29 protein-coding genes are annotated in these 25869 nt (G+C 26.0%); 18 read left to right on the top strand and 11 right to left on the bottom strand.

Features of this window, described 5'->3' with window-relative positions; genetic code table 11:
- Window position 1 precedes the first annotated feature (1 nt).
- A complete protein-coding gene (locus CP960_RS00230; protein WP_101183168.1) occupies window positions 2–556 on the bottom strand; it encodes a UbiX family flavin prenyltransferase in 555 nt (184 codons plus the stop codon).
- A 317-nt stretch (window positions 557–873) separates the two neighbouring features.
- Here CP960_RS00230 and CP960_RS00225 point away from each other — a divergent pair, with 317 nt between their 5' ends.
- The 14 genes from CP960_RS00225 to CP960_RS00160 all read left to right on the top strand — a co-directional run bounded on the left by CP960_RS00225 (window position 874) and on the right by CP960_RS00160 (window position 10644).
- Complete coding sequence (locus CP960_RS00225) at window positions 874–1515, top strand: recombinase family protein (protein ID WP_101183217.1); 642 nt, start codon at window positions 874–876, stop codon at window positions 1513–1515.
- Window positions 1516–1746: 231 nt separating this feature from the next.
- Complete coding sequence (gene rplI / locus CP960_RS00220) at window positions 1747–2193, top strand: 50S ribosomal protein L9 (protein WP_101183167.1); 447 nt, start codon at window positions 1747–1749, stop codon at window positions 2191–2193.
- 4 nt (window positions 2194–2197) lie between these two features.
- Window positions 2198–2734, top strand: coding sequence for an ATP-dependent protease subunit HslV (hslV, locus tag CP960_RS00215; protein WP_101183166.1), 537 nt, complete (start codon window positions 2198–2200; stop codon window positions 2732–2734).
- Between the two features lie 6 nt (window positions 2735–2740).
- On the top strand, window positions 2741–4069 hold the full coding sequence (gene hslU / locus CP960_RS00210) for an ATP-dependent protease ATPase subunit HslU (RefSeq protein WP_101183165.1): 1329 nt from the start codon (window positions 2741–2743) through the stop codon (window positions 4067–4069).
- Between the two features lie 57 nt (window positions 4070–4126).
- The gene (locus CP960_RS00205; protein ID WP_101183164.1) at window positions 4127–4432 is read left to right on the top strand and encodes a hypothetical protein; all 306 of its coding nucleotides are present in this window, start codon (window positions 4127–4129) and stop codon (window positions 4430–4432) included.
- Window positions 4429–5217 (top strand): TatD family hydrolase, encoded by a 789-nt coding sequence (locus CP960_RS00200; protein ID WP_101183163.1) that lies wholly within the window; start codon window positions 4429–4431, stop codon window positions 5215–5217. Before CP960_RS00205 ends, CP960_RS00200 begins: the two co-directional genes overlap by 4 nt.
- A 36-nt stretch (window positions 5218–5253) precedes the next feature.
- The gene (locus tag CP960_RS00195) at window positions 5254–6672 is read left to right on the top strand and encodes a lytic transglycosylase domain-containing protein (protein WP_162919085.1); all 1419 of its coding nucleotides are present in this window, start codon (window positions 5254–5256) and stop codon (window positions 6670–6672) included.
- Window positions 6656–7480 (top strand): septal ring lytic transglycosylase RlpA family protein, encoded by an 825-nt coding sequence (locus CP960_RS00190; RefSeq protein WP_228151960.1) that lies wholly within the window; start codon window positions 6656–6658, stop codon window positions 7478–7480. Before CP960_RS00195 ends, CP960_RS00190 begins: the two co-directional genes overlap by 17 nt.
- Window positions 7481–7489: 9 nt before the next feature.
- Window positions 7490–8062, top strand: coding sequence for an imidazoleglycerol-phosphate dehydratase HisB (hisB, locus tag CP960_RS00185; protein ID WP_101183161.1), 573 nt, complete (start codon window positions 7490–7492; stop codon window positions 8060–8062).
- Entirely contained in the window at window positions 8059–8556 is a 498-nt protein-coding gene (locus CP960_RS00180; RefSeq protein ID WP_101183160.1) for a KdsC family phosphatase, read from the top strand. Before hisB ends, CP960_RS00180 begins: the two co-directional genes overlap by 4 nt.
- Entirely contained in the window at window positions 8547–9074 is a 528-nt protein-coding gene (locus CP960_RS00175) for a hypothetical protein (protein WP_101183159.1), read from the top strand. Before CP960_RS00180 ends, CP960_RS00175 begins: the two co-directional genes overlap by 10 nt.
- Before the next feature lie 19 nt (window positions 9075–9093).
- Window positions 9094–9591 carry a lipopolysaccharide transport periplasmic protein LptA gene (gene lptA / locus CP960_RS00170; protein ID WP_101183158.1) on the top strand — a complete coding sequence of 166 codons (498 nt, stop codon included), beginning with the start codon at window positions 9094–9096 and terminating at the stop codon, window positions 9589–9591.
- Window positions 9591–10202 (top strand): ribosome biogenesis GTP-binding protein YihA/YsxC, encoded by a 612-nt coding sequence (gene yihA / locus CP960_RS00165; protein ID WP_101183157.1) that lies wholly within the window; start codon window positions 9591–9593, stop codon window positions 10200–10202. Before lptA ends, yihA begins: the two co-directional genes overlap by 1 nt.
- On the top strand, window positions 10183–10644 hold the full coding sequence (locus tag CP960_RS00160; RefSeq protein WP_101183156.1) for an N-acetyltransferase: 462 nt from the start codon (window positions 10183–10185) through the stop codon (window positions 10642–10644). The genes yihA and CP960_RS00160 overlap by 20 nt, the downstream gene beginning before the upstream one ends.
- On the opposite strand, the gene CP960_RS00155 is transcribed toward CP960_RS00160, so the two are convergent.
- From CP960_RS00155 to CP960_RS00110, 10 genes are all read right to left on the bottom strand, one after another.
- Complete coding sequence (locus CP960_RS00155) at window positions 10639–11142, bottom strand: redoxin domain-containing protein (protein ID WP_101183155.1); 504 nt, start codon at window positions 11140–11142, stop codon at window positions 10639–10641. The genes CP960_RS00160 and CP960_RS00155 overlap by 6 nt on opposite strands.
- 71 nt (window positions 11143–11213) lie before the next feature.
- Window positions 11214–12872: an efflux RND transporter permease subunit gene (locus tag CP960_RS14025; protein ID WP_101183154.1), complete on the bottom strand. Its 1659-nt coding sequence runs from the start codon at window positions 12870–12872 to the stop codon at window positions 11214–11216.
- A gap of 8 nt (window positions 12873–12880) precedes the next feature.
- On the bottom strand, window positions 12881–14455 hold the full coding sequence (locus tag CP960_RS14020; RefSeq protein WP_101183153.1) for an efflux RND transporter permease subunit: 1575 nt from the start codon (window positions 14453–14455) through the stop codon (window positions 12881–12883).
- Window positions 14455–15216 (bottom strand): efflux RND transporter periplasmic adaptor subunit, encoded by a 762-nt coding sequence (locus CP960_RS00140; protein WP_101183152.1) that lies wholly within the window; start codon window positions 15214–15216, stop codon window positions 14455–14457. The genes CP960_RS14020 and CP960_RS00140 overlap by 1 nt, the downstream gene beginning before the upstream one ends.
- Entirely contained in the window at window positions 15213–16559 is a 1347-nt protein-coding gene (locus CP960_RS00135) for a TolC family protein (protein ID WP_101183151.1), read from the bottom strand. Before CP960_RS00135 ends, CP960_RS00140 begins: the two co-directional genes overlap by 4 nt.
- Window positions 16560–16686: 127 nt before the next feature.
- The gene (gene fliP / locus CP960_RS00130; RefSeq protein WP_228151964.1) at window positions 16687–17418 is read right to left on the bottom strand and encodes a flagellar type III secretion system pore protein FliP; all 732 of its coding nucleotides are present in this window, start codon (window positions 17416–17418) and stop codon (window positions 16687–16689) included.
- Between the two features lie 50 nt (window positions 17419–17468).
- Window positions 17469–19238, bottom strand: coding sequence for a penicillin-binding protein 2 (gene mrdA, locus CP960_RS00125; RefSeq protein WP_101183149.1), 1770 nt, complete (start codon window positions 19236–19238; stop codon window positions 17469–17471).
- Window positions 19235–19675 carry a hypothetical protein gene (locus CP960_RS00120; RefSeq protein ID WP_101183148.1) on the bottom strand — a complete coding sequence of 147 codons (441 nt, stop codon included), beginning with the start codon at window positions 19673–19675 and terminating at the stop codon, window positions 19235–19237. Before CP960_RS00120 ends, mrdA begins: the two co-directional genes overlap by 4 nt.
- A gap of 72 nt (window positions 19676–19747) precedes the next feature.
- Window positions 19748–20032 (bottom strand): EscU/YscU/HrcU family type III secretion system export apparatus switch protein, encoded by a 285-nt coding sequence (locus tag CP960_RS00115; protein ID WP_101183147.1) that lies wholly within the window; start codon window positions 20030–20032, stop codon window positions 19748–19750.
- Between the two features lies 1 nt (window position 20033).
- Complete coding sequence (locus CP960_RS00110; RefSeq protein ID WP_101183146.1) at window positions 20034–22268, bottom strand: flagellar hook-length control protein FliK; 2235 nt, start codon at window positions 22266–22268, stop codon at window positions 20034–20036.
- Between the two features lie 97 nt (window positions 22269–22365).
- On the opposite strand from CP960_RS00110, the gene fliW reads away from it, so the two are divergent.
- The 4 genes from fliW (at window position 22366) to CP960_RS00090 (ending at window position 25814) form a co-directional block, all read left to right on the top strand.
- Entirely contained in the window at window positions 22366–22740 is a 375-nt protein-coding gene (fliW, locus tag CP960_RS00105; RefSeq protein WP_101183145.1) for a flagellar assembly protein FliW, read from the top strand.
- A gap of 82 nt (window positions 22741–22822) precedes the next feature.
- Window positions 22823–23173 (top strand): arsenate reductase (glutaredoxin), encoded by a 351-nt coding sequence (gene arsC / locus CP960_RS00100; protein WP_101183144.1) that lies wholly within the window; start codon window positions 22823–22825, stop codon window positions 23171–23173.
- Window positions 23173–23526, top strand: coding sequence for a hypothetical protein (locus CP960_RS00095; protein WP_101183143.1), 354 nt, complete (start codon window positions 23173–23175; stop codon window positions 23524–23526). Before arsC ends, CP960_RS00095 begins: the two co-directional genes overlap by 1 nt.
- Window positions 23526–25814 (top strand): AAA family ATPase, encoded by a 2289-nt coding sequence (locus tag CP960_RS00090; protein WP_101183142.1) that lies wholly within the window; start codon window positions 23526–23528, stop codon window positions 25812–25814. Before CP960_RS00095 ends, CP960_RS00090 begins: the two co-directional genes overlap by 1 nt.
- Window positions 25815–25869: the final 55 nt, after the last annotated feature.

Raw genomic sequence — 25869 nt, 5'->3', positions numbered from 1 at the left:
TTTATTCCCATCTTTTGTATAAATTATTTTCAATACCTAGTAAATCAAACCATTTACCAATTAGGAAATTTTCCATATCTTCTAAAGTTTGTTGACTAGAGTAATAGCCTAAATTTGGAGGAGCAATAGTTACTCCTAGTTGAGACAATTTAAGCATATTTTCTAAGATGATTGTATTGTAAGGCATCTCTCTTGGTGCAAGAATAATATCTTTTTTTTGTTTTAACATTACAGTAAATGCTCTAGTAATTAAGCTATCTGATATTCCAACAGAACACTTAGCAAGTGTATTCATTGAGCAAGGTAAAATAATCATTTTATTTACACCAAATGAACCAGAAGCAATAGAAGCAGAAATATCTGAATCGTTAAAAATTGTAATATTTTCTTTATTTTGAAAATAGTTAGAAATTGATATATTCTCTTCTAATTTTAAAGCAGTTTTTGCACTTTTAGAAGCTACTAAAAATACCTCTACTTCTTTAGGAATATTATCTACAAATTTTAGAGCTAAACTTGCTCCACTAGCACCTGTAATTGCAACAGTTAATTTCAATACAAATCCTTTAAAGAATTATCTTATAAAAAGCAGAGTTTATCTAATTTTTACTTTATAGCAAATCAAAAAAAATTAAAAAACTAGATTATCAAAGGAGGTCTAAAGATTTCACATTTTCCTTTTTTCAAAATGTATAACATTAAGTCTGTATAACTAATTTGTCAAAACATCAAAAATAGGCTTTTGAAAAAAGATTGTTTAAGAGAACTTTTATGAAAATAGTAATAACATTTAGTATAACAAAAATTATTATAAGTATAACACTATGTTATATATTTATATTTATAATAATACTTATTGTAAAAGGATTTAAAGTGTCTAAAATATTTAGTTTTGTTCGAATAAATAAAAACAATGAGGCGTATACGAAGCAGCAAAATGAGATTTTAAGCGAGTATATAAATAAGCAAAATATTAAAATTTATCAAAATATTGAAATAGAAATCAATACTCCAAATGATGAAAAAAACATGTTAGATTTTCTAAAAAATTCACAAAGTAAATCAACTTTATTAGTTGCTGACTTAAATGTTTTTGGAAGAACAGTTGAAACTATTTTAGAGATTATAAAATTTTTATTAAGCAATAAAATAAGAATTATTGTAATAAGACAAAATTTAGATTTAATTGATGATAATGATATGTTAACTCAAATGATTTTAGGTGTTATTTCTATGACTTTAAAATTGGAAAAAGAGTTAATGAGTATTAGAACAAAAGAAGCACTAACTGCAAAAAAATTAGAGGGTGCTCATCTTGGAAAACCAAAAGGTACAATACAAAAATCAAAATTTGATGCACAAAGAGAAAAAATAGAAGAGTTATTATCTGTTGGTTTATCAGTTAGAAAAATTGCAAAGCTTTTAGGTTACAGTAATCATATTGGATTAAATAACTATGTAAAAAAGAGAAATATCAGAGAAAATTTGAAAAATACTCTTGATATTGCTAGCTAAATATCAAGAGTATAATTTTAAATAATTCTACTATTTTAGTTGTTTTAATAGTGTCAGAAAATCTGTAAAAACTCCATAAAGTAGTAGAGTTATTTTTACTAGCTAATATAAATTTAACTACAAAATTATTGTAAAAAATCTATAACTAAAATATTTATCATTATCATTTATATTCACTTCATCAAAGTTATTGTAGAATAATGTCTATTTAATTTATGTGGAGATATATTTATGAAAGTATTATTAATAAAAGATGTAAAAAGCTTAGGAAAAGCAGGTGAAGTAAAAGAGGTAAAAGATGGATATGGAAAAAACTTCTTAATTGGAAAAGGTCTTGCTTTACATGCTACTAATGATGTATTAAGAAAATATGAAGCTCAAAAGAAAAGAGAAAAAGAGCAAGAAGCAAAAGAGATTGCAGAAGCTGAAAAATTAGCTGAAACTTTAAACTCTACGAAATTAACTATTAAACACAAAGTTGGTGCAAATGGACATTTAATTGGTTCAGTTACAAATAAAGAGATAAGTGAAGCTTTAAGTAGTGAGTTTAAAATTGAATTAGATAAGAAAAATATCTCTTTAGAAAAGAAAATTAAAGCTCCAGGAATTTATGAAGTTACTTGTAAGTTAGGTCATGCAGTTAATGCAAATTTAAAAGTTGATATTATTGGAGAGTAGTTGAATGTTTGAAGCAACTACAATATTAGCCTATAAAGGTGAAGATAAAGCAGTAATTGGTGGAGATGGACAAGTTACTTTTGGTAATTCTGTATTAAAAGGTAATGCTACAAAAATAAGAACTTTATATAATGGAAAAATTCTAGCAGGTTTTGCAGGTAGCACTGCTGATGCTTTTAATCTTTTTGATATGTTTGAAGAACATTTACAAACTACAAAAGGAGATTTATTAAAAGCAGTTGTTGCTTTTTCTAAAGCATGGAGAAAAGATAAAGTTTTAAGAAGATTAGAAGCAATGATGATTGTTTTGAATAAAGAGCATATTTTTATTTTAAGTGGAAATGGGGATGTAGTAGAACCTGAAGATGGAAAAATAGCTTCAATAGGAAGTGGTGGAAATTTTGCTATTTCTGCTGCAAGAGCTTTAGATAAACATGCAAATTTGTCAGCAGAAGAGTTAGTAAAAGAGTCATTAATGATTGCTGGTGAGTTATGTATTTATACAAATCAAAATATTAAAATTTTAAAAATAGAGGAATAGTGTAATATGGATTTAACTCCTAAACAAATTGTTGAGTATCTTGATGATTATATTATTGGTCAAGATGAAGCAAAGAAAACAATTGCCTTAGCTTTAAGAAATAGATTTAGAAGAATGAGAGTAGAACCTACTTTACAAGAAGAGATAATGCCTAAAAATATTTTAATGATAGGAAGCACAGGTGTAGGTAAAACTGAAATTGCTAGAAGATTAGCAAAAATGATGGGACTTCCTTTTGTCAAAGTTGAAGCAAGTAAATATACTGAAGTTGGTTTTGTTGGAAGAGATGTTGAATCAATGGTAAGAGATTTGGTTTATGAATCAATTTCGTTAGTTACAAAAGAGTATGAATCTAAAATTGCTGATAAAATTGATGATGAAGTAAATAGAAAAATTATTGAAAAATTAGTACCACCTTTACCAGAAACAGCAACTGAAACAGCAAAAGAGTCATTTATTAAAACTTACAATAAGATGGAAGAGAAGTTACTAAATGGTGATTTAGATGATAAAAAGATTGAAATAGAGCTTCCAAAAAAGACTCATGTTGAGATTGTTGATTCTTCAATGCCAATGGATATGAGTTCAATGCAAGAGAGTCTTTCAAAAATGTTAGGTGGCTTAAATAAAGAGAAAATTAAAAAAGAAGTTTCAATTAAAGATGCAAAAGTGTTATTAAGAGATGAAGCAAGTGAAAATTTACTTGACCATGAAGCTATCAAAATTGAAGCAATAAAAAGAGCTGAAAATGGTGGAATTATCTTTTTAGATGAAATTGATAAAATTGCAACTGGAACTAAATCTCAAAATCAAGACCCATCAAAAGAGGGAGTTCAAAGGGATTTACTTCCAATCGTTGAAGGAAGTTCTGTTCAAACAAAATTTGGTCAAGTAAAAACAGACCATATTTTATTTATTGCTGCTGGTGCATTTCATGTATCTAAACCAAGTGATTTACTTCCTGAACTTCAAGGAAGATTTCCTCTTAGAGTAGAATTAGACTCTTTAGATGAAGATGCATTATATAGAATATTAACTAATACAAAAAATTCTCTTTTAAGACAATATGAGGCATTATTAAAAGTTGAAGATGTAACATTAGAGTTTAGTGATGATGCAATTCATGCTTTTGCAAAATACTCAGTTACTGCAAATGAAAAAACTGAAGATATTGGGGCTAGAAGACTTCATACTGTAATTGAAAAAGTTATTGAAGATATTAGTTTTAGTGCTGATGAGAAAAAAGGTGAAACAGTTGTAGTTAATAAAGAGTTAGTTGAACAAAAGCTTGAAGATATTGTTGAAAATGAAGATACTGCAAGGTATATCTTGTAATATTTTAATTTTTTATTTGATAAAATTAAGTAAAAGTATAGAAAACAGGGAGCAATTATGAATATAGTAACATTTTGCAATGTAGATGAGTCGTTAATTGATAGTAGGCATAGTGTTGAACATTTTGATAGTGGAATTACAAAAAAAGCTGATATTGCAATTTTAGATATTAATTCAATTTTCGATTTTGAAGAGAATAAGCATGATGCTTGTAATGAAAAGTTTGTATCTATTGCAGTTATTGATGATGATAGTGATTATGATGCATTTAAAAATTTTGGAATTGATGCTTGGATAAAGGGTGAGGATATTCAAGATATTAACGGAATTATAAATCTTGTAGAAAAGAGATTCTTATCATAATAATAGATACACATTGTCATCTTGACCATGAGCAATATAGTCAAGATGTGCATGAAGTAATTTCAAATGCATTAAAATCAAACGTAAAAGGTTTTTTAATACCTGGTGCAGATCCAAAAGATTTACCAAAAGCTGTTGAATTAGCGCAACAATATGATGAGGTGTATTTTTCTGTGGGAGTTCATCCTTATGATGCACAAGCATATGATGAAGAGGTATTAAGAAAATATGTTTCTCACCCAAAATGTATAGCAATTGGAGAATGTGGTCTAGATTATTTTAGGCTTCCTGAAGATGAAAGTGAAAAAGAAGAAGAGATAAAAAGACAAAAAGAGGTTTTTATAAAGCAAGTCAATTTTGCAAGAGAAGTAAACAAACCTCTTATTATTCATGTAAGAAATGCTTCTAATGATTCTAAAAAAATACTTTTAGATAATAAAGCTGGTGAAGTAGGAGGTGTTTTACACTGTTTTAATGCAGATGAGCAACTCCTAAGCTTAGCAAATGAAAACTTTTACTTTGGAATAGGTGGAGTTTTAACTTTTAAAAATGCAAGAAAATTAGTACAAGTTTTAAGTAAAATTCCAAAAGAGAAAATTGTAGTAGAAACAGATGGTCCTTATCTTACTCCTCATCCTTTTAGAGGTAAAAGAAATGAACCGTCATATACAAACTATGTTGTTGAAAAAATTGCAGAACTTTTAGAAATGGAAGTTGATGAAGTGAAAACTTTAACTACTAAAAATGCTAAAACTTTATTTAAGGAGTTCTCTAATATAAATTAGATAAAATATAGGCTATTTTAACAATTAGGAATGTATTTGTATAAGCTAGTCGTATTTTTATTTATAATAGTAAACTACTCATGGGCTTCTTTAATAGGGGCTAATTACAATCAAAGAGATATGCAGATTTTAGAGGATTTACAAATTAAATCCTCTTTTATCACAGATTATAAGCTACAAAAAACTTACAATAATTTACTAAGAGAACATAATCAAACTAACTATGTAAAAAAGCTTAGTGATGCTTCATTGTTTGTTCCAAAAATCAAAAAAATCTTAAGAGAAGAGAGCGTTCCTTCGGTTTTTTTGTATATGGCAATGGCGGAATCTGATTTTACAATTGATGCAAAATCAAATGTAAAAGCTACTGGAATTTGGCAGTTTATGTCAGAAACAGGAAAACATTTTGACTTAGATATTAATCTTTATGTTGATGAAAGAATGGATTTAGTTAAATCAACTAAAGCTGCAACAAAATATTTAAAGTATTTACATAAAAGATTTGATAAATGGTATTTAGCAGCTCTTGCTTATAATTGTGGAGAGGGAAGAGTAATTGAAGCAATTACTAGAGCTACAATAGATAAATATATTCAAGAAAATCCAAGTAAAAAGAATAGTAATAAGATTAAAGAGTTTAGAAGAATTATTTACTATTACCAAAGAGGAAGCGAGCCATTTTATAAATTAAATAATATTTATAAAGAGGTAAAAAATTGGAATATTCCTTTAGATATTGATGATTTTTTAAGAGTGCAAAAAAATGTATCAAGACAGTATATACCAAGTGAAAGTAGAATGTATATTAGAAAAATAATTGCCCTTGGAATGATGAATAATCAAAGCTTTATTACTGAAAATGATAATGCACATCTTTTAAATATTGGTGCAACTTCATCTGTTGCTACTATTAGTGTAAAAGGTGGCTTACATCTTAGATCAATCTCAAATGCAGTTGGAATTGATTATGAAGAGATTAAGAATTTAAATAAACACTTAAAACTTCAAATTGTACCTCCTTATGAAAAAAAATATGATATTTATATTCCTTATAGTAGGCTTGCTAGATACCAAGCAAATAAAGATTTAATTAAAGATAGTAAATATTTAGTGTATGTAGTAAAAAGAGGTGACTCTTTACATAAAATTGGAAATAAATATAATGTTTCATATAAAGTAATAAAAGATTTTAATAGATTAAAAACAAATCTTTTGTCTTTAAAACAAAAATTAATTATCCCAATATCATCAGAAAAAAGAGCAAGTAGAAAAAACATAAGACTTGCAGACTCATCTAATAAAAGTAGTTCAACATTAGTTTATAAAGTTAAAAATGGAGATACTTTATACTCAATTGCAAGAAAATATAAAGTTGACTTAAAAAAACTAATGAGTGATAATGGCTTAGAATCAAACTTTATTAATATTGGAGATAAAATTGTTATTAAAAAGTAGTTTTTCAAAAACTTGTTTAAAAAGTGCAGTAATTGTAAGTTCAACACTTTTATTTACAGGGTGTTTCTCTTCTTTTAGTAATCAAGGATATTCATATAATGGTTATGGAAATAGCGGTGGGTTTAAGCATATTCCAAAAGAGAAAATGAAAAATTCAAAAGCTATGCACAGAGCTACTATGAGACCTTATAAAATATCAGGAAAGTGGTATTATCCTACACTTGCAAAAGTAGGTGATGAACAAAAAGGAATTGCTTCTTGGTATGGACCAAATTTTCATGCTAGAAAAACTTCTAATGGGGAAACATATAATATGTATGCTATGACAGCTGCACATAAAACTTTACCTATGAATACTATGGTAAAAGTTGATAATCTAGAAAATGGAAAGTCAACAGTGGTTAGAATTAATGATAGAGGACCTTTTGTAAGTGGAAGGATTATTGATTTATCAAATAAAGCAGCACATAAAATAGATATGGTTAAAAAAGGGACAGCTAATGTAAAGGTTACTGTTTTAGGTTTCCATGGAAAAATTGCCCAATCAACATCAGAGAAAAATGAAATTATGTCTGTTGGAAGATATTATGTTCAAGTTGGGGCATTTAGAAGATATGCAGGTGCGAAAATTACAAAAAGAAAATTTGAGAATATTATTGAAAATAATTATAGCGTAGTTATTAAAAAAGGCTATTATGATGGCAAACCAATTAATAGAGTTTGGGTAAGTGGCTTTAGAAGTGAAGAAGAAGCAGTTGACTTTAAAACTAGACTAGGTATTAGTGGTGCAATGATTATTGCTCAATAGGGAGAAAAAATGGTTGAATTAAGTAGAAAAACAAAAGAAACAGATATTAAATGTAAACTTGATATTACAAATAGTTTAAAAACAAAAATAGATACAAAAATAGGTTTTTTTGACCATATGTTAGAAGCTCTTAGTAAGCATAGTGGTATTGCTATAGAGTTATCTTGTATAGGTGATTTGCATATTGATTATCATCATAGTGTAGAAGATTGTGGAATAGTATTGGGTAAAGCTTTTAAAGAAGCAGTTTTTCCTATTCAAGCTGTTGAAAGATATGGGAATGCAACTGTAGTAATGGATGAAGCAGCCGTTACTTGTGCTCTTGATTTAAGTAATAGACCTTTTTTAGTTTATGATATTAATCTTTCTGGGAAAGTAGGAGAGTTTGATGTTGAATTAGCAGAAGAGTTTTTTCATGCTTTTACTATGAATGCAGGTTTAACATGTCATATAATTTATGAAAGAGGAAAAAATAAACATCATATTCTTGAGGCGGCTTTTAAATCTTTAGCAGTTTCACTTAGACGAGCAATGGTAAAAAATGAAAACTTAGGGATTCCTAGTACAAAAGGTATTTTATGATTGAACTTCTTGTGCTAGATGTTGATGGTACTTTAACAGATGGAAAAATTACTTATACAAATAATGCAGACGAATTAAAATCTTTTGATGTTGCTGATGGTCTTGCTATTGCAACATGGACTAAAAAACTTGGTAAAAAAGTTGCAATAATTACAGGTAGAACTTCTAAAATAGTTCAAAGAAGAGCTTTAGATTTGCAAATAGAGTATCTGTATCAAAAAGTTGATAATAAAGATGAAGTTTTAGAAGCAATCTTGCAAAAAGAGAAACTTTCATGGGAGCAAGTTGCTGCAATTGGTGATGATTTAAATGATTATAAAATGCTAAAAAAAGTTGGACTTTCATTTACTCCTGCAAATGGTACAAGATATTTAAAAGAGTTTGTAGATGTAGTTTGTAAAAATAGTGGTGGAAATGGTGCTGTAAGAGAGATGGTTGAGTATATAGTTAAAAAAGAGGGTATTGAACAGGAGTTCTTAAAAGCATGGTTATAAAATCGTTTATTTATTCTCTTTTAGTTATAGCAGTGGGATTTTATTTTGTTCCTATTGATAATGCTAATAGTAAAGATGACAAAAAAGATATTGCTCTTGTAAGTTTTAATGACTCTACTATGTACACTTTAAATGAAGAAACAACAACAAAAATAGTTAACTCAAAAAAAGTATCAAGGTTTAAAACAAAAGATATTATGTATGAGGGAGATTTTATTTTAAAAGCAAATGATAAAAAAGTTGAAAATGCAACTGATTATATTAGTGCAAATGTTATAATTAAAAGAGATGCAAATTTTACTTTTTTAGATGATGTAAAGTTTAGAAGAAATGATTTTATATCTTTAGATACTGAAGAACTTTACTATAATGAAAATACGCAAGTTGCAAAAAATAGTGTGGCTTTTAAAGGTTATTACTATAAACACAAAATAGATGGTAAAAATCTATATTTAGATATGAAAAATGAAATCATGAGAGCTAAAAGTTCTCATTTTGAAATAGAAACAACAAGATAATAAGGATAGGACAATAACAATGAGATATTTACTTTTAACTTTTTTAGCCTCTTTAACTCTTATGGCAAATGAAGGTAAACTAATAATCGATGCAAAAAAATTTGAAGCAAATGATGCTAAGGGTGTATCTATTTTTACAGGAAATGTAAAATTAAAAAAAGCAAAAGATAAACTTGATTCAGATAGATTAGAAGTATATATGTCTGCAAAAGCAGCAAATAAAAAAAGAGTTCCTCTTAAATATATTGCAACGGGAAATGTTTATTTTGAAATAGTTTCACAAGATAAATTTTATGAAGGTAAAGGAAATAAAGTTATTTATTATCCAAATAAGCAACAATATGAGATTATAGGAAATGGATTTATTAAAGAAAAAGTTGAAGATAGAAAAATATATGGTGATAAAATCTATATTAATCAAGTAACAGGTGAAGCAAAAGTTAGTGGAACTGATAATAAACCAGTTAGATTTATTATTAATATTGAAGATAAAAATGAAAAAAAGGCTAATAAATAATGAAAATAGTTGAAGCATCATTTTTAACTTCAGCACAAAGTATAAATGATTCACCAAGTCCAGATATGGCAGAAGTTGCTTTTCTTGGAAGAAGTAATGTTGGTAAGTCATCTTTGTTAAATACTTTAACAAATAGAAAAGGTTTAGCTAAATCATCTTCTACTCCTGGAAAGACTCAACTTATTAACTATTTTGATATTAAGTTTAAAACAAAAAGTGAAGAGTTACCATATTTATTTGCAAGATTTGTTGATTTACCTGGTTTTGGGTATGCAAAAGTATCAAAAGGTCTAAAAAAAGATTGGAATAAAAACTTAACTGGCTATTTAGAACAAAGACCTTGTTTACAAGTTTTTGTGCATCTACTTGATGCAAGACATCCTCACTTAGAGATTGATAAAAATGTTGATGAATTTTTAGAAGTTATAAAAAGAGGTGACCAAAAGATTATTCATGCCTTTACAAAAATAGATAAATTAAAACAGAATGATTTAGCAAAATTAAAAAGAGCATACCCTGAAGGTATTTTTATCTCAAATCTAAAAAAAAGAGGTATGATAGATCTTCAAAATGCTATAACGGAGCACCTTTTTGGAAATCAAATTTTTTAAACCCACAGTAAAACATATTAAGCAGATGCAAGAGCTTGTAAAACCAGAAGTTGACAATGGTAATATATTATTAAGAACTGAAGATGAAATGGCTAATACAATTAGGTCATATACTGTTGTAACAGTAGATAATAAACTTGCAGGCTTTACAGCTTTACATATTCATTCATGTAGATTAGCCGAAGTTAGAAGTTTAATTATTTCAAAAGAGTTTAGAGGTTTAAAATTAGGTAAAAAACTTGTAGAAGCTTGCATAGAAGAGGGTAAAAAATATGAGTTAGAACAGATTTTATCTTTAACTTATGAGCAAGGTTTTTTTGAAAGTGTTGGTTTTAGAAAAATAGAAAAAGAGAATATTCCAGAGCATAAAATATGGGCAGATTGTATTCGTTGTAAACATTTTCCTATATGTGATGAAATTGCAATGGTTTATGATTTATAATTGAGCTTGTATCCACCACATTCTTGCATATAAGCCAAGTGTTGAAGTATATCCTACTTCACTAAATTTTAGATTTTTTTGATTATCATAAATTAGTGTTGTAGGAAAAGCTTTTATATTAAACTTTTTAGAATAATATCCCTTTGTATCGTCAACTACTTTAAAACTTAGTTTATTATTTTCTAAATACTTTTTAATATTTTCTTTATTTTTTGATTGTACTGCAATAGTTATAACTTCATAATCTTTTGACAATTTTTCTATATTAGAAGCTTCAAGTTTACATGTTGGACACCAAGTAGCCCAAAAATGAATTATAACTGGTTTATCTTTAGGTATGTTATATTTTTTCTCATTTAATAATTTAAAACTAAATATTTGTAAATTATTTTTATTTAAATTAAGTGATTTGTAATAACTTATGATGTTTAGTATAACTGTTAAAGTAATAATAAAAAATAGAATTTCTTTTATATATTTTTTTATTTTGTTTTTCATTTAATTCCTTTAAAACCTAGTAATAATTTTAATTACTAGATTTTATCAACTTATTGTAAAGTTAGTGTTTATTAAAGTAGTTTTTTTATATGATTTTTTATAATTACAGGAACAAAAAACATTGATACGACATATGAAATAAGAGTACCACCAATAAGAGCAACTCCTAAGCCTCCAAAAACTGCATCTGTTGCAAGAAGAGATGAAGCAAAAACCATAGTTAAAACAGTAAGTATAATAGGTTTTGACCTTGTTGCCGTTGCTTTGGCAATAGCTTTATTAATAGGCATATTCTCTTCTATAATAAGCTGTTTTGAGAAATCAATGATTAGTGTTGAATTTCTTGAATTTATTCCAATAAGACCAATAAAACCAATTAAAGATGTTGCTGTTAAATAAAATGTATCTTCTGTTATTAAATCCATTATTATGTGTGCTAGAATAACTCCAATAATAGAAATAAAACTTGCAAGTACAATTCCTCCTGAAATAGCATAACTTTTATAATACATTACCATTAAGAAAAAAATCAAAACTAAAGCTATAATAAAAGCTCCACCTAAATCTCTAAAAGTATCAAGTGTAACTTTTAATTCTCCATCAAAAATCAAATCAAATCTTTCTTTACTCTTTTTATCTATAAAAGAAAGATTTAGCATATCTGTTTTTATAATTTCATAGTCTTTACTTAGTTTATCAATCATTTCACTTCTTGCATCAAGTAAAGGGTAGATTTGACTATCTTTATTTGTTTCGGCAATTACATTTATCATCTGTCTTAAATTTTTTGAACTTAATTCTGGCTCTTTAATACTTTCTTTTACATTAACAAGTTCAGAAACACTTACCATTTGGTTGTATTGGTTTTTAAGTTTTAAATTTTTTAATCTATCATTTAATGATTGTTTTGTCTTTTCATTTATAACTCTAGTATTATCTAATCTTAGAAAAATAGGTATTTGGTTTTGGGCTTTTTTATCATTTACTATTGAGATTGGCATACCTTCATATGCAAGATAGATTATCTGTTTTATTTGTTCTAAACTTATGGCACTTTTTTTGATTTTTTCATTATCTAAAATCAGTTCATATTTTATAAAATCTTTACTTGCCATTACATCTACATCTACTAAAGTTTGTTGATTTTTAAAAATATCTGCAATTTTGTATGCAAAATCTCTTTTACTATAAAAATCTTTTCCTCCATAAATTTCTGCTACTATTGAGGCTAAAACAGGAGGCCCCGCAGGTAGTTCAATAAATTTTATAGTAGAATCATACATACTGCATCTTTTTTTTACTTCATCTCTTAATTTTGAGACTAAGTTGTAGCTTGAAATATCTCTATTTGCTTCTCTTTTAATGTTTACCATCATTTCTGCTTGCCATTGCTTATCTTTTAAGGCACTTTGCTTTACTAATGCTGCAAAATCTAAAGGTTGACCTTCACTTATAAAAACAGAGATGTTTGTAATAGTATCATTTTCAAGTAATTTTTTTGAAATACAATTTGTTACTTCTTTTGTATGTTCTTTACTGTATCCATCTTTTAAATCAACATATACAGAAAAAGTATCTGAATCTTTACTAGGAAGCATTTTTACTTTTGTTATTTGTGTTGGAAATGTAGCTATACTTAATAAAAATAGAATTAGTGTTATTAAATATACTAAAACTGATTTAGATTTTGATTGTAAGATTTTATATATAAAGTTTTCTAGTCTATTCATCTATAATCCTATAAAAATTTTTTTATTAAATATGGTGTAAATGCATAAGCAACAACAAGAGATACAATAAGAGCTATAGGGACAAAAACAGGAAGAGGGTGCATAAATTGTCCCATCATACCTCCTACAAAAAACATAGGTAAAAAAGTCATTATAATAGCTATTGTTGCTATATTTGTAGCATTTCCTATCTCATTGGTTGCATTAATTGATATAACTGTAATATCTGCATTTAAATTACTTTTTCTATGCCTATGAATATTTTCAATAACAATAATAGCAGCATCTACTAACATACCAAGAGATACAATAAGTGCAAAAAGTGTAATTCTATTTATTGTTTCATCTAATAAAAATCCAATAAATAAAGTCAATGATAGAATCATAGGAACTGTAAGTGATACAATCATAGCCTCTTTAAAGCCTAATGTAAAAATAAGTAAAATTGCAATAATAACAATAGATATTAAAAGATTTTTTACAAGTGAGTTAACTGCATTATTTGCTGTATATCCATCATCTCTTGTGATTGTAAATTTAATATTTTTATCTAATAACTCTTGTTTTATGTTTTCCATATAAGAAAATATCTCTTTATTTATATCAACAGAGTTTGTACCTTTAAGTTTTGAAATCATCATAGTAACTTGAGCAGTTTTATTGATATTGCTCTTTTCATTTTTTGTATATAAATAGGCTTCTTTATTATTTTGTATATCATATGACTTTTCTACTTTTGCAATATCTTTTAAATATATAGCAGAGTTATTTTTATATGAGATTATAAGATTTTGAATATCTTCTTTTGATTCAATTGCTTGTTTTATTCCAAATACTACAAGCTTATTATCTTTTGTTTTTCCTTTTATATTTGGAGTTTCATATGCTAAAGCTTGTACACTTTTTACTACTTCATTTAAAGATAGTTTATATTCAGAGATTTTATTTGAATCAATCAAAATATTATATTGTTCTTTCTTTTCACCTTTTAACTCTATTAAAGCTACATTATCTATTCTATTGATTTTTTTAGATAACTTATCAATTTCTTTAAATAGTTTAGTTTGAGAAATTAAATCTTTGTTATTACTTTTTTTTGAATAAAATGCAATAGTTGCAATAGGAATATCTGTATCTATATCCATAGTCTTAACTATTGGTGGTAGGGCTTCTTTGGGCATCATATCCATATTTCTCATAACTTGGTCATATAGTTTCAAGTTTGAGCTTTGTTTGTCTTGACCAATATAGTATTGAACTTGTACTATTCCAACAGAATCTTTTGCAAATGAGTAAATATGTTCAATTCCTTTTATTTCTCTTAGTTTCTTTTCTAAAGGGTCAATAATTACTTTTTGTATTTGACTTGGCTTTGCTCCAGGTAGTGCTACAATAACAGCACCCCCACTTACTTTTATTTGAGGGTTTTCTTCTCTTGGCATTACAATTAAAGATATATAACCTAAAGCAAGTATTAAAAAAATTGCAACTGCAGTTAAAGGATGATTTATAAAATTTAAAGATATTTTTCCTGCTATATTTAAATTAGGATTAATTTTTTTTGAAAACTCTTTTTCTTGCATTATTTATCCTGTTTTAGGTTGATATTAAGTTTTACATACATTCCTGGATAGATTGCTTCTTGCTTTTTATCAAAAGATATTTTTATTATAAATGAGTGTGAAGTTGTATCTATATTTGGAATTATTGCTTCAATTTTTCCTTTTGTTTTAAATTTTATTGAAGGAAAAAATATTGATACTATTTGATTCTTACTTATAAGCTTTAAATCACTTTCATTTATTGAACTTTTGATTTTTAAACTTTGTAAATCAGTAAGTATTAAACTAGGAGTTCCTGGTATTGCCATTTCTCCTTGTTTAATTGATTTTTTTATTACCATAGAGTCATTAGAGGCTTTTATATTTAAATATTTATATTCATTTTGAATCTGTTTTAATTTTGTTTTTGCAATAAACACTTGATTTTTTAGATTTAAAAGATTTAATTGTAATTGTTCTAAATCATATTTAGCAATTAAATCTTGTTTATATAGTCTTTTATATCTTTCATAATTTAATTTTATATCTTCTAATTTATTTTCTAAAATCTTTAGGTTTAATAAAGCCTCTTTTTTTTGAGAATCTAAGGTACTAGAGTCTATTTGATATAAAAGTTGACCTTTTTTTACATAAGAACCTTCATTTACAAATACTTTTTTGATATAACCAAAGTGTCTGCTTGTAATAACTTTTTCATTATCTGAAATAACTGTTCCTGATGTTTGTATCTCTTGTGCATAAGATGATATAAATAGTACGATTAGTAAGAGGCTTCTTATCATTTTAATCCTTTAAAATCTAAATTAACAATTTTTGCAATTTTTGCTTTTGCAATCTCTTTATTATATTTTGCTTCAATTAGTTCAGCTTTTGCTTTTTGGAAGTTTGCTTTTTGTTTAAGTAAATCTGTCATTGAAATTAGGTGATTTTTATACATCTTTTCAGATTGAATAAAAATAGCTTTTGCTAATTTTAAAAACTGCTTTTTTTGAGAAAGAACAATTTGTTTTGCACTTAACTCTTCAAATGCGTTTGAGAGTTCAAGCTTTAAATAATCTTTTTGTTTCTCATAATTTATAGATGCCTTATGGTAAAGTATTCTACTTTTTTGATACTGGGTATCTCTTGTATTGTCAAATAGTGTATATTTTATAGCTATAACTGCATTATAATAATCATTTTGATTAGAAAAATCTATGTTATTATCATTATATCCATATTCTAAATGAGAGTATATTTGAGGATAGTATGTACTTTTTGCTATATCAATACTTTTTTTAGTAATACTCTTATAAAGTTGCATTACTTTTAGCTTATCTTTTTGAGTCAATGCTTTTGAGTAAAGATTGTTTTTTTGAGTTAAATCTAAGTTTAAATATTCAAAAGAGTTTACATCTGTTATATTTTTATTTGAACTTAAAAATCTTAAGTATTCAAGGGCAAATAAGAAGTTTTTTTTAGCTTCTGCTAAACTAGCTTCAATTTGAAGTTCATAAGCTTTTGCTTGTTTTACATCAATTGAAGTAATTAGTCCTTCTTTATAAAAAGAGCGTGAAGAGTTTAATACTTTTTGTACACTGTTTTTAGACTCTTTTAATGCTTGAATAAACTGTTTTGCTACAACTACTGCATTATATGCTTTAAAAACTTCAAAAGTCAGTTCGGTTTTATTCATACTATGTTTTAGTTTATTGACTTTTTTTTCAAGTTTTAAAATATCTTTTTTTGTTTTAATCCTAAATCCAGTAAATAGTGCTAAATCATATGTAAGTTTAGTATTTATATTTGTTCTACTTGAAGGATAGTTTAAATCCTTTGGTTTAGTATTTATAGGTTCATTCATTTGAGCAAAACCAAAATCTTTAAATGTAGCTTCTCTTGAAGATAGTTTTGAGTTAAAAACATATCCTGCATGATTTGTTCTATTTGTTTTATTTATAATAGATAGTTTTCCAAAGTTTAATGAGTCTGCTTCTTTTATATTTAAATCACTAAGAGTTATATTTAGTTTTGAGTTTTTTAAATCTTTATTATTTTGAAGAGTATAGTTTAATACTTCATTAAAAGTAACTGTTTGTCCAAAACAGAAAGTAATAATTAAAAAGTATAAGTATATTTTATGCATTTATAGCCTTTATATCTAAAATAAGGACTATTATAGTGCATTAATATAAAAATATTTGTTAAAAATACAAACTAATAATATAAAAATTAGTTATATTACTAGGGCTTATACTTATAATAAAATGGCATTATTTAAAGGATTGGGCAAGATTTCCTATTATTAAAAACCATCCATCAATTACAATAAAGAAAATAAGCTTAATAGGTAAGGATATCATTACAGGTGGTAGCATCATCATACCTAAACTCATAAGAATAGAAGATACAATAATATCAATAACTAAAAAGGGCAGAAATACTAAAAAGCCTATTTCAAAAGCAGTTCTAAGTTCACTTACAATAAATGCAGGCATAAGTAAAGTTAAAGGTACTTCATCAATATTTTTAGGATTCTCTTCTTTTTTTATTCTATAAAATAAAGCTAAATCAGTCTCTCTTGTATTTTTTATCATAAACTCTTTAAAAGGTTTAGTTCCTCTTTCAAAAGCAACTTCATAACCAATTTTTTCATCCATGTATGGAACAATAGCATCATCCCAAGATTTTTTAGCATAAGGTTCCATAATAAAAAAAGTTAAAATTAAAGCCATTGATACAATTACTTGAGAAGGTGGCGTTTGTTGTAAACCTAAAGCTTGTTTTAAAAGTGAGAATACAATTAAAAATCTAGTAAAACTTGTCACCATTAATAGTAAACTTGGTGCAAGAACTAAAAGTCCTAGAATAATTGCTATGTTTATTGTTCTTACAAATTGTGCTGGTTCTTCAAGTGCAGCAACAGATAGATTTACAATAGGAGGTGTGTCTGCTGCAAAAATTAGTGATGTAAAAAGTAATAAACTAATTAAAATTCTCAAAATAAATCCTCTTTTTTTCTGTGCAAAATAATAACTAAAAAACTATTAAATGCCTATTTTTTAATATAGCCTAAATGATATAATTTATCATAGATTTTACTAACCATAGGTCCAGCAGCTGAACCTCCATGTCCACCATGCTCAACAAGTGCAACTACTACATATTGTGGATCATCATAAGGTCCATATGTATTTAACCAAGCGTGTGAACGATGATAATACTCTAATTCACTCTCTTTCATTCTTTTTTTCTCTGATTGTGGAATAGAAATAACTTGAGCTGTTCCTGTTTTTGCTGCAATTTTTACTTTTGATCTTATATGTCTTTGTGCTGTACCAAATCTTTTGTTTGCTACTTCATACATACCTTCTCTTATAATTTTTAGATGTTTAGGGTCAGTTGGAACTTCAATAGGTTCTTCATAATTGTCTTTATAAAAGTGTGGTCTTGGAAGTTTCCCTGTTGCTAAAAATGCAGTATATCTAGCAACTTGCATAGGAGTTACTAAAGTATATCCTTGCCCAATTGAACTAATAACTGTTTCTCCTATATACCAAGGTTGGTCATATCTTTTTCTTTTCCATTTTTTATTTGGGTTAACCCCAAAAAATTCATTAATTTGATCAACTCCTGTTTGTTGTCCAAAGCCATATTTTTCTAATGTTTTAGATATATTGCTAATTCCTACTTTTAAACTTGCTTTATAAAAAAAGTCATCACAACTCTCTCTTAATGCCTTTGTAAAGCCTGTTCTTCCATGTCCTGTTTGTTTCCAGCATCTAAATTTTCTATTTCCTATTTTTAACTCACCATTACAATATACAGTATAATTTGGTTTAATACCATGCTCTAATAAAGCTAAAGCTACACCCATTTTATGAACTGAACCTGGAGGATATAAACCATTTACAAGCTTATTTGTAAATGGATGGTCAAAACTATTTCTCATCTCGTCCCACTCTTTTTGAGAAATACCTCCAACAAAGATATTATTATCAAACTCAGGAAAAGATGCCGCTGCTAAAAGCTCTCCATTTTTTGCATTCATTACAATAACAGCACCACTTTCATGAGTAAATACTTTTTGAATATATTTTTGTAACTCAACATCAATGGTAATTTTTAGATTATTATTTTCATTTGGTTTTTTCTCTTCAAGTATCTCTAACTCTTTATTTAAAGCATTTACTTTCACATCTTTATAACCAAGTGTTCCTTGAAGTTTTTTATTGTAGTATTTTTCTAAACCATTTTTACCAATTATTCCACTATATTTTGATAATTCATTATTTTGAATATCTTTTCTTGAAGCTTTTCCTACATAACCAATAATATGAGAAGCAACATTATGGTAAGGATAATATCTTTTAACCGATGGTTCAACTTTTATATCTTCAAGTGAATTAAATAGAGTAAATTTTGAGAAAAAATCATCATATGCAATATAATCAATAAGATTTACAAAATCATGTTTATATGCTGAATCTAATCTTTTATATTTTTTTATTAATTCTTCTTTGTCATATTCAGGAAAATGTTTTGAAATAATTTCTACAACATCTAATAGCTTTTGTTTATTTTTGTATGACCTTAAATGTGGTCTTACAGTAATAGAAAAACCTAGATTATTAATAGCTAAAGGAATTCCATTTCTATCTTCAATAAGACCTCTTGATGGTGCTTCATAAACTCTTTTTATGTAGTTTTGTTTTGAAAGTTCTTCATAATATGTATTTGATTTAATACTTAGAAAATAGACTCTTGCAAGTAATATAACCATTAAAACAGCAATAAATAGTAAAATAAAATTTAATCTTTTCATATCATTAGTCCAACAATTATAAAATCAATTACAATATTTATAAAAATAGTAAAAAGAAGGTCATATGAATATGTATTATTTGTAATATATAAAATAGTAAATCCAAAATAAAACACTAACATATAAATATAATTATTTAAGTGTGAAAAGGATACAACTCTTTTTATATAAGGTGCAATAAAGGCATATATAAAAAAGCTTAACAATAGTAAACTAAAGGGTTTAAATCCATTATTTAACTCTAAAAATAGCATAGCAAGCATTAAGAAAAATGCACTATAATAATACTCTCTTTTTAAAATATGCATAAATGTTAAAAACAGTACACCAGCTAAAAATATAGGGTTAAAATAGATTGATGATATAAAGTTTACAAATATTGTAAAAAAAAATACAAAAACAGTTGTTAAAATATTATCAAAAACGTTTCTTTTCATTAGCCCATTTACTTCTTTTATTAATGGGCGATTATATTATAATAACTCTTATACTTGTATCAAAACCATATCTTATTTTTTATAAGGCTCTTTATTTTTTTTTGTTAAGTCATAAATAAAGCTAAATATCTCTGCTACTGCTTTATACATACTTGAAGGAATCTCTTTATCTATATCAAGTTTTGATAATAACTCTATTAAGTCTTCATCTTTTCTTATTGGAAGGTCATTCTCTTTTGCAATTTTTATTATATTTTTTGCAACTTGTTCTTGACCCTTTGCAACAAGTTTAGGTGCATTGTCTTTTTCTAAATCATATTTTAGTGCTGCTGCTTTTTGAATTTGTTGTTTTTCCATTTTAAGCTCTTATATCAAGTCCCATTTTAAAGTCATCATTTTTTTGTGAGTAAATATTTTGTGTATTTTCTTGTTGTTTTATTCTTTTTTCTAAATCAATTAATTTTATATCCATAGGTATTAAACCCGCACCATTTAAAGACTGTTTTAAAGTTGTAAGATGTTCTTTTAAAAGTTTTTTAAAATTATCTCTTGAAGCAAAAATTGTTAAATCTAATTTGTTTTTTTCATACAAAGCAAGAAGTAATTGAACTTGTCCAAAATCTTTTAATGTTAAATTTATTTCACAATAAAATTTTTTTTCATTTATTTTTTTCATACCAATTGAGCCATCTTCTAGCATATCCCATAAAAAAGGTAAATATACATAGTTTGCATTTGAACTTAAAGATAGTAGTTGATAATAATCCACTTGGAAAAGTAGTTTGTCAATATTTTTTGAGGCTTCTGTTAAGCTGTTTGAATCAGAAGTTTTTGAAGCTAATTGTTCTTGCATTTGTAAAAGTATAGTTTTCATATCATTTTGGATTGCACTATTATCACTTTTAATATTTTGTAGATTTGATGTTGTTAAAATACCTTGTTTTAAAGCACTTTCAATCATATCTACTGTTTTTAAAATTTCATTTTGTAAAAAAGATGAATTTGGATTTGATGAAATATTAGTTATGCTTTGTTTTAGATTTAATAAAAGAGCATTTATATTTGATGAGAAATTACTTTGAAATGTAGATAGACTATTATTTTGTGTTTGAAGTAGTTTAAAATCATTTGGAATCTCTAATTTATCAAAAAGAGTTTGCATATTTAAAAGTTTGTCTATTGTTTGAATTAAAACTTTTGATTGAATAGTATTTGCTTGTAAGAGCTCATTTTTTAATAGATTTAAGGTCTCTTTTATTTGATTTAAAACTGTTGTTTTTTCATTTGTTACAAGTTGGTTATTTGAAATTTTATTTTCAATTGAAATAATATCATCATTTAAATTTTTTAATTGATTTACTAAATTTGATATATTACTATTTAATAAAGAGCTGTTTTTCATTTCTGTACTATTTAAAAGCTGATTTAGTAAAGTTTTTGGCTCTAAGCTATTATTATTTGAAAAAATATCTTTTTGATTTAATATATTGTCTATTTGAGTTAGTAACTTTTGTGGCTCGATATTTTTATTTATTAATACTTCATTTTTTAATTGTGATAAAATATCTTTTAACTGAGTAGTTATTTGTTGTTTTTGCTCATTTAATGCTTCTGTATTTAAGTTTGTTAAATTTGAGCTTTGTAATGCTTGTGTTAATTTATTTGCTAGTTCTTGAAGATTTGGATTTTTTATACTACTACTTTGAAACTCAAAAGATTGTAAAGTATTAAGCAAAGCATTTTTTATTTGTGGTTGTTCTAAATCCATCATACTTAAGCTAGTTAGATTTTTTAGTACAGTTGCAGCTTCTAAGCTTTTAGTTTGTGTTAGTTCAAGTTTTAAATTTGTGATTAAATCTTTAATATTTTGTGTATTTGAACTATTTTGAAGTTTTGATTCAATTAATTGAGCATCTAAGTCTAGTGATTTTAATTGGTTTGTAAGATTATTTAGATTTTGTATATTTTTATCATTTAAACTTTTAGATAAATCTTGTAACAAATTAATAATTGATTTAATATCTGTTTGCATAGAAGTAGCTGTTTGATTTGATGATGTTGTTACTTTAGATATTAGTTCATTTATTTGTTTTGTTTGTGGTGTATCAATATCTTTTAGAAGATTTTTTACTTGATTTAATAAATCTTGTAGTTTTGTAGGAAGGTTAGAGCTATTTGCTTTTTCTAAAATTTTAGATTCTAAAAATATTCCTGATTTTGAAAGAAGTTGTTTTAAGCTATTTTCATCTAAATTATCTATTTGTGTTAAAAATGATTCTAATAAAGGTTTATATTTATTTAAAGAGGGTTCTGTTGATATTTGAGATAATAAAGATTTTAAACTATTTGTAAAGCTACCTAAATCTTTAAATAAAGAAGAGTTTTTTAATATATTTTGAATAGTTTCATTACTTTTATTACCACTTTTAATATCATCAAATAGATTTTTTAAGACATCTTGAATTGATGCATTATTTTTCATCATACTATTTAGTGCTTTTGCATCTGCTTCTTTAAGCACATCTTTTAGTACCTTATTATCTTGGTTTGGTAAAAGAATATTTAAAAGTGAATTACTATTTCCAACTAACATAAAATAAAGTATAGCATAAAATAGAAGTTTTTCTCAAATTGACTTATACAATTTGTTTTTGTAAAATATTTTATCTATATTACAAAGGCTATAACTTATGCAGTATGATGTAGTAGTAAGTATTGATGGTTTTGAAAGTGAAAAAGGATTTACTTTAGAAAAGATTGATGATTTTTTCTCAATTATAAAAGGTGTAGATACAGATGCTACATTAAGACTTATGAGTTTTGGAGCTTTAAAATCTTTAAATTTCCAGTTACCCGATGAGTTTAAAGATAAACTACAAATATCTAGTATTGATGAAATATCAATTTATTATATTTTTGTACTTCAATCTCATAATAGTGATAATAGTCTAAATACTTTTGCTCCAATAATTGTAAATAATAAAACAAAAAAAATGGGACAGATACATTTAGATTTAAAAGAGTTAGGATTAGAAGGATTAAATGACTTACTTCCAAATTTTTGAAATCTTGCAGTTTGTAATAATTTATATTGGATAAAATTTTTTTTGGTATAATCTTTTAAAAATGAAGGAATAAAGGATTATAATGCAAGATGTAACTATTTGGCACAATCCAAGATGTGGAAAATCAAGAGATGCTTTAAAGCTTTTAGAAGAGAAAGATTTAGATATAAAAATTGTTAAATATTTACAAGATACACCAAATGAACAAGAGATAAAAGATGTACTTTTAATGTTAGGCATTGGTGCAAGAGATTTAATAAGAACTAAAGAATCTATATATAAAGAGTTAAAACTAAAAGATGTTACTTCAGATGAAGAACTTATAAAAGCAATGGTAAATAATCCTAAATTAATACAAAGACCAGTTGTTATAAAAGATGGTAATGCAGTAATTGCAAGGCCAAAAGAGAATATTTTAAAGTTATTTATGTAATGCACGAAAAACAACAAAGAATTAGATACATAAGAGTCTTAGAGAAGTTTTTTACAAGAACTCTATCTTTACTTAAACTTGAAGAGTTTGATAAAGAGCTTTTTATAATAAGAACTAAAAAAAATTATGAAGATTTACATAGAGTAAAAGCAGTTGAACTTCATTCAAACTATTTAACTCAATTAAAAGAGTTTATAAATAAAACCATGTCTTATATACAAAACTCTACTGATAGTTTTGAAGAAGAAAGAGCAATACTTTTAAAAGATGCAAATCTACTTCAAAAAGAGAAGAAGAAAAAAACTTACAAAAAAGAGAAGCACAAAAAATCAAAATTCAATGATGGATATTAATGGAAGAGCAAAAAAGTTATAAACTATCAGGAGTATTAAAAAAAGTATTTTATAAAAATGAAGAGACAAAATTTATTTCTGCAGTTTTAGAAAATAATCAAAGAATTTGTGGAGTATATTTTGATACTGATATAGAAAAGATTGTTGGTGAAGAGATTATACTTACAGGTAATTGGGTTACTCATAAAAAGTATGGAGTACAGTTTGTTTTTGATACATTAGAGATAAAAGAGGCTGAGTTATACTTTTTTTTAACTAAAATCGTCAAAGGAATAGGGCAAAAGTTTGCTAAAGAGTTATTAGAAAAATATAGTGAAGAAGAGTTAATAAAAGTTTTAAATGAAAATCCAGAAGAGTTACTTAAATTTAAAGGAATAAAAGAAAAAAAACTTGAAAAGATTGTCTCTTCATGGCAAAAGTTTCAACACCTAAGAGAGCTTGGTAGTTTTCTATCAAAATATGGAGTTAGCTCAAATCTAATTACAAAAATCTATTCAAATTTTGGAGAGATTGAAGACTTAATTGAGAAAATAAAACAAAATCCATATATTTTAATTAATATAAAAGGAATAGGATTTAAAAAAGCTGATGAAATTGCTAAATCTTTAGGAATTGATGAACGTTCAGAGTTTAGAATAATGGCTTGTTTAAATTATACTTTAAAAGAGTTTTGTGATAATAATGGGAACTCTTCTATTGATAAGTATCATTTATATAGGCTTTTAGATGAGTCATTAGGATTTTGTAATGAAGAGATTTTATATGAAAACTGTATAGTTCAAATGCTTGCAAATGAAGAGCTTTTTACAACTAGTGAAAATAGAGTTGCTTTATCTATGCTTTATAGAGCAGAAAAAAATATTTTAGAGTTTTTTAAAAGAAGAAAAGATGAAAGACACTTAAAAAATATTGTTTCAAATATAGATGATTATTTACAGAAAAAAGAACAAACTTTAGGGTTTAAATTAAGTGTTGAGCAAAAAAAGGCAGTAAAACTTATAAATGAAGGTCAAAATACACTATTTTTAATCGGTTATGCAGGAACTGGTAAATCTACATCAAGTAGAGCTATTTTGGAACTTCTTGAAGAAATAGTAGGTTATGATGATATTATAACAATTGCTTTAAGTGGTATTGCAAGTCAAAGAATTGCCGATACAACAGGCTATGAAAGTTCAACAATCCAATCTTTATTAGTAAAACATAAAGAGAAAGATTTTTTTCCTTATAAGGTAGTTTTATTAGATGAAGCATCTATGGTTAACTCAGTTACTTTTTATCAAATAGTTTCAAAAATTTCTGATGATTCAATTTTTATAATAGTTGGAGATGATGGACAGTTACCTGCAATTGGAGCTGGAAATATTCTTTCTGATGCAATTAAATATGACCTTGCATCTGTTTGTAAACTTACAAAAATATATAGACAAAATGAGAATCAAGCAATTGCAGTTATTGCAAATGATATTAGGCAAGGTAAAGTTCCTGAGTATAAACAAAACTATGAAGATTTTAAATTTATTGATGTATCTATTGATAACTATTATGCAATTAAAAATTCTGTATCATCCAATGATTTTGCTTCAATAAGAGTTAAAAACTCTGATATGATATTAAATAATATTCTAAATATCTCAGCTAGTTATATAAAAAAATTTTATACTTTAATAAAAAATAAAGATATTTCAAAAGCTTTAACACTTTTTCAAGTTATAACCCCTATGAAAGGTGGTCTTTTAGGTGTAGAAAATTTAAATATGCAACTTCAAAAATTATATAATAGTTCAAGAGAACAATCAGTAAAAACTAGATTGTATGAATATAAATTGAGTGATAAAGTTATTCATATAAAAAATGAAAATATGAAGTGTCAAACAATGAATATGTACAAATCAAACTCACAAGATTTTTTAGAAAGAAGAGTTTTTAATGGTCAACTAGGTTTGATTATTAAACTTGATTTTGATGACAAAAAATGTATTGTTTTATATCCAAATGATGATATGGTAGTTTTTTATGATATGGATGATTTAAATTCATTATTATCTTTAGCTTACTGTTTAACTATTCATAAAACACAAGGAATGGAGTATGATAGTGCTTTGATTCCTATGAGTTTTTCTCACTATATTATGCACAATACAAAGCTTTTATACACAGCAATAACAAGAGCAAAAAGTATGTGTTATATTGTAGGAGAAGATGATGCTTTTAAAAGTGCTTGTAAAAGAATTGAAACTACAAAAAGAGAATCAGTAATAAATGATTTGATGCAAACTACAATTTAACGTAACTAAAAGCAACTTTTCTGTAATATATTTAGAAAATTTTTAGAGGAATATA

It is taken from the genome of Malaciobacter halophilus (genome assembly GCF_002837275.1).
Taxonomy (GTDB): Bacteria; Campylobacterota; Campylobacteria; order Campylobacterales; family Arcobacteraceae; genus Malaciobacter; species Malaciobacter halophilus.
Note: the sequence above shows the minus strand (reverse complement) of the source record. Positions and strands in the feature narration are given on the sequence as shown.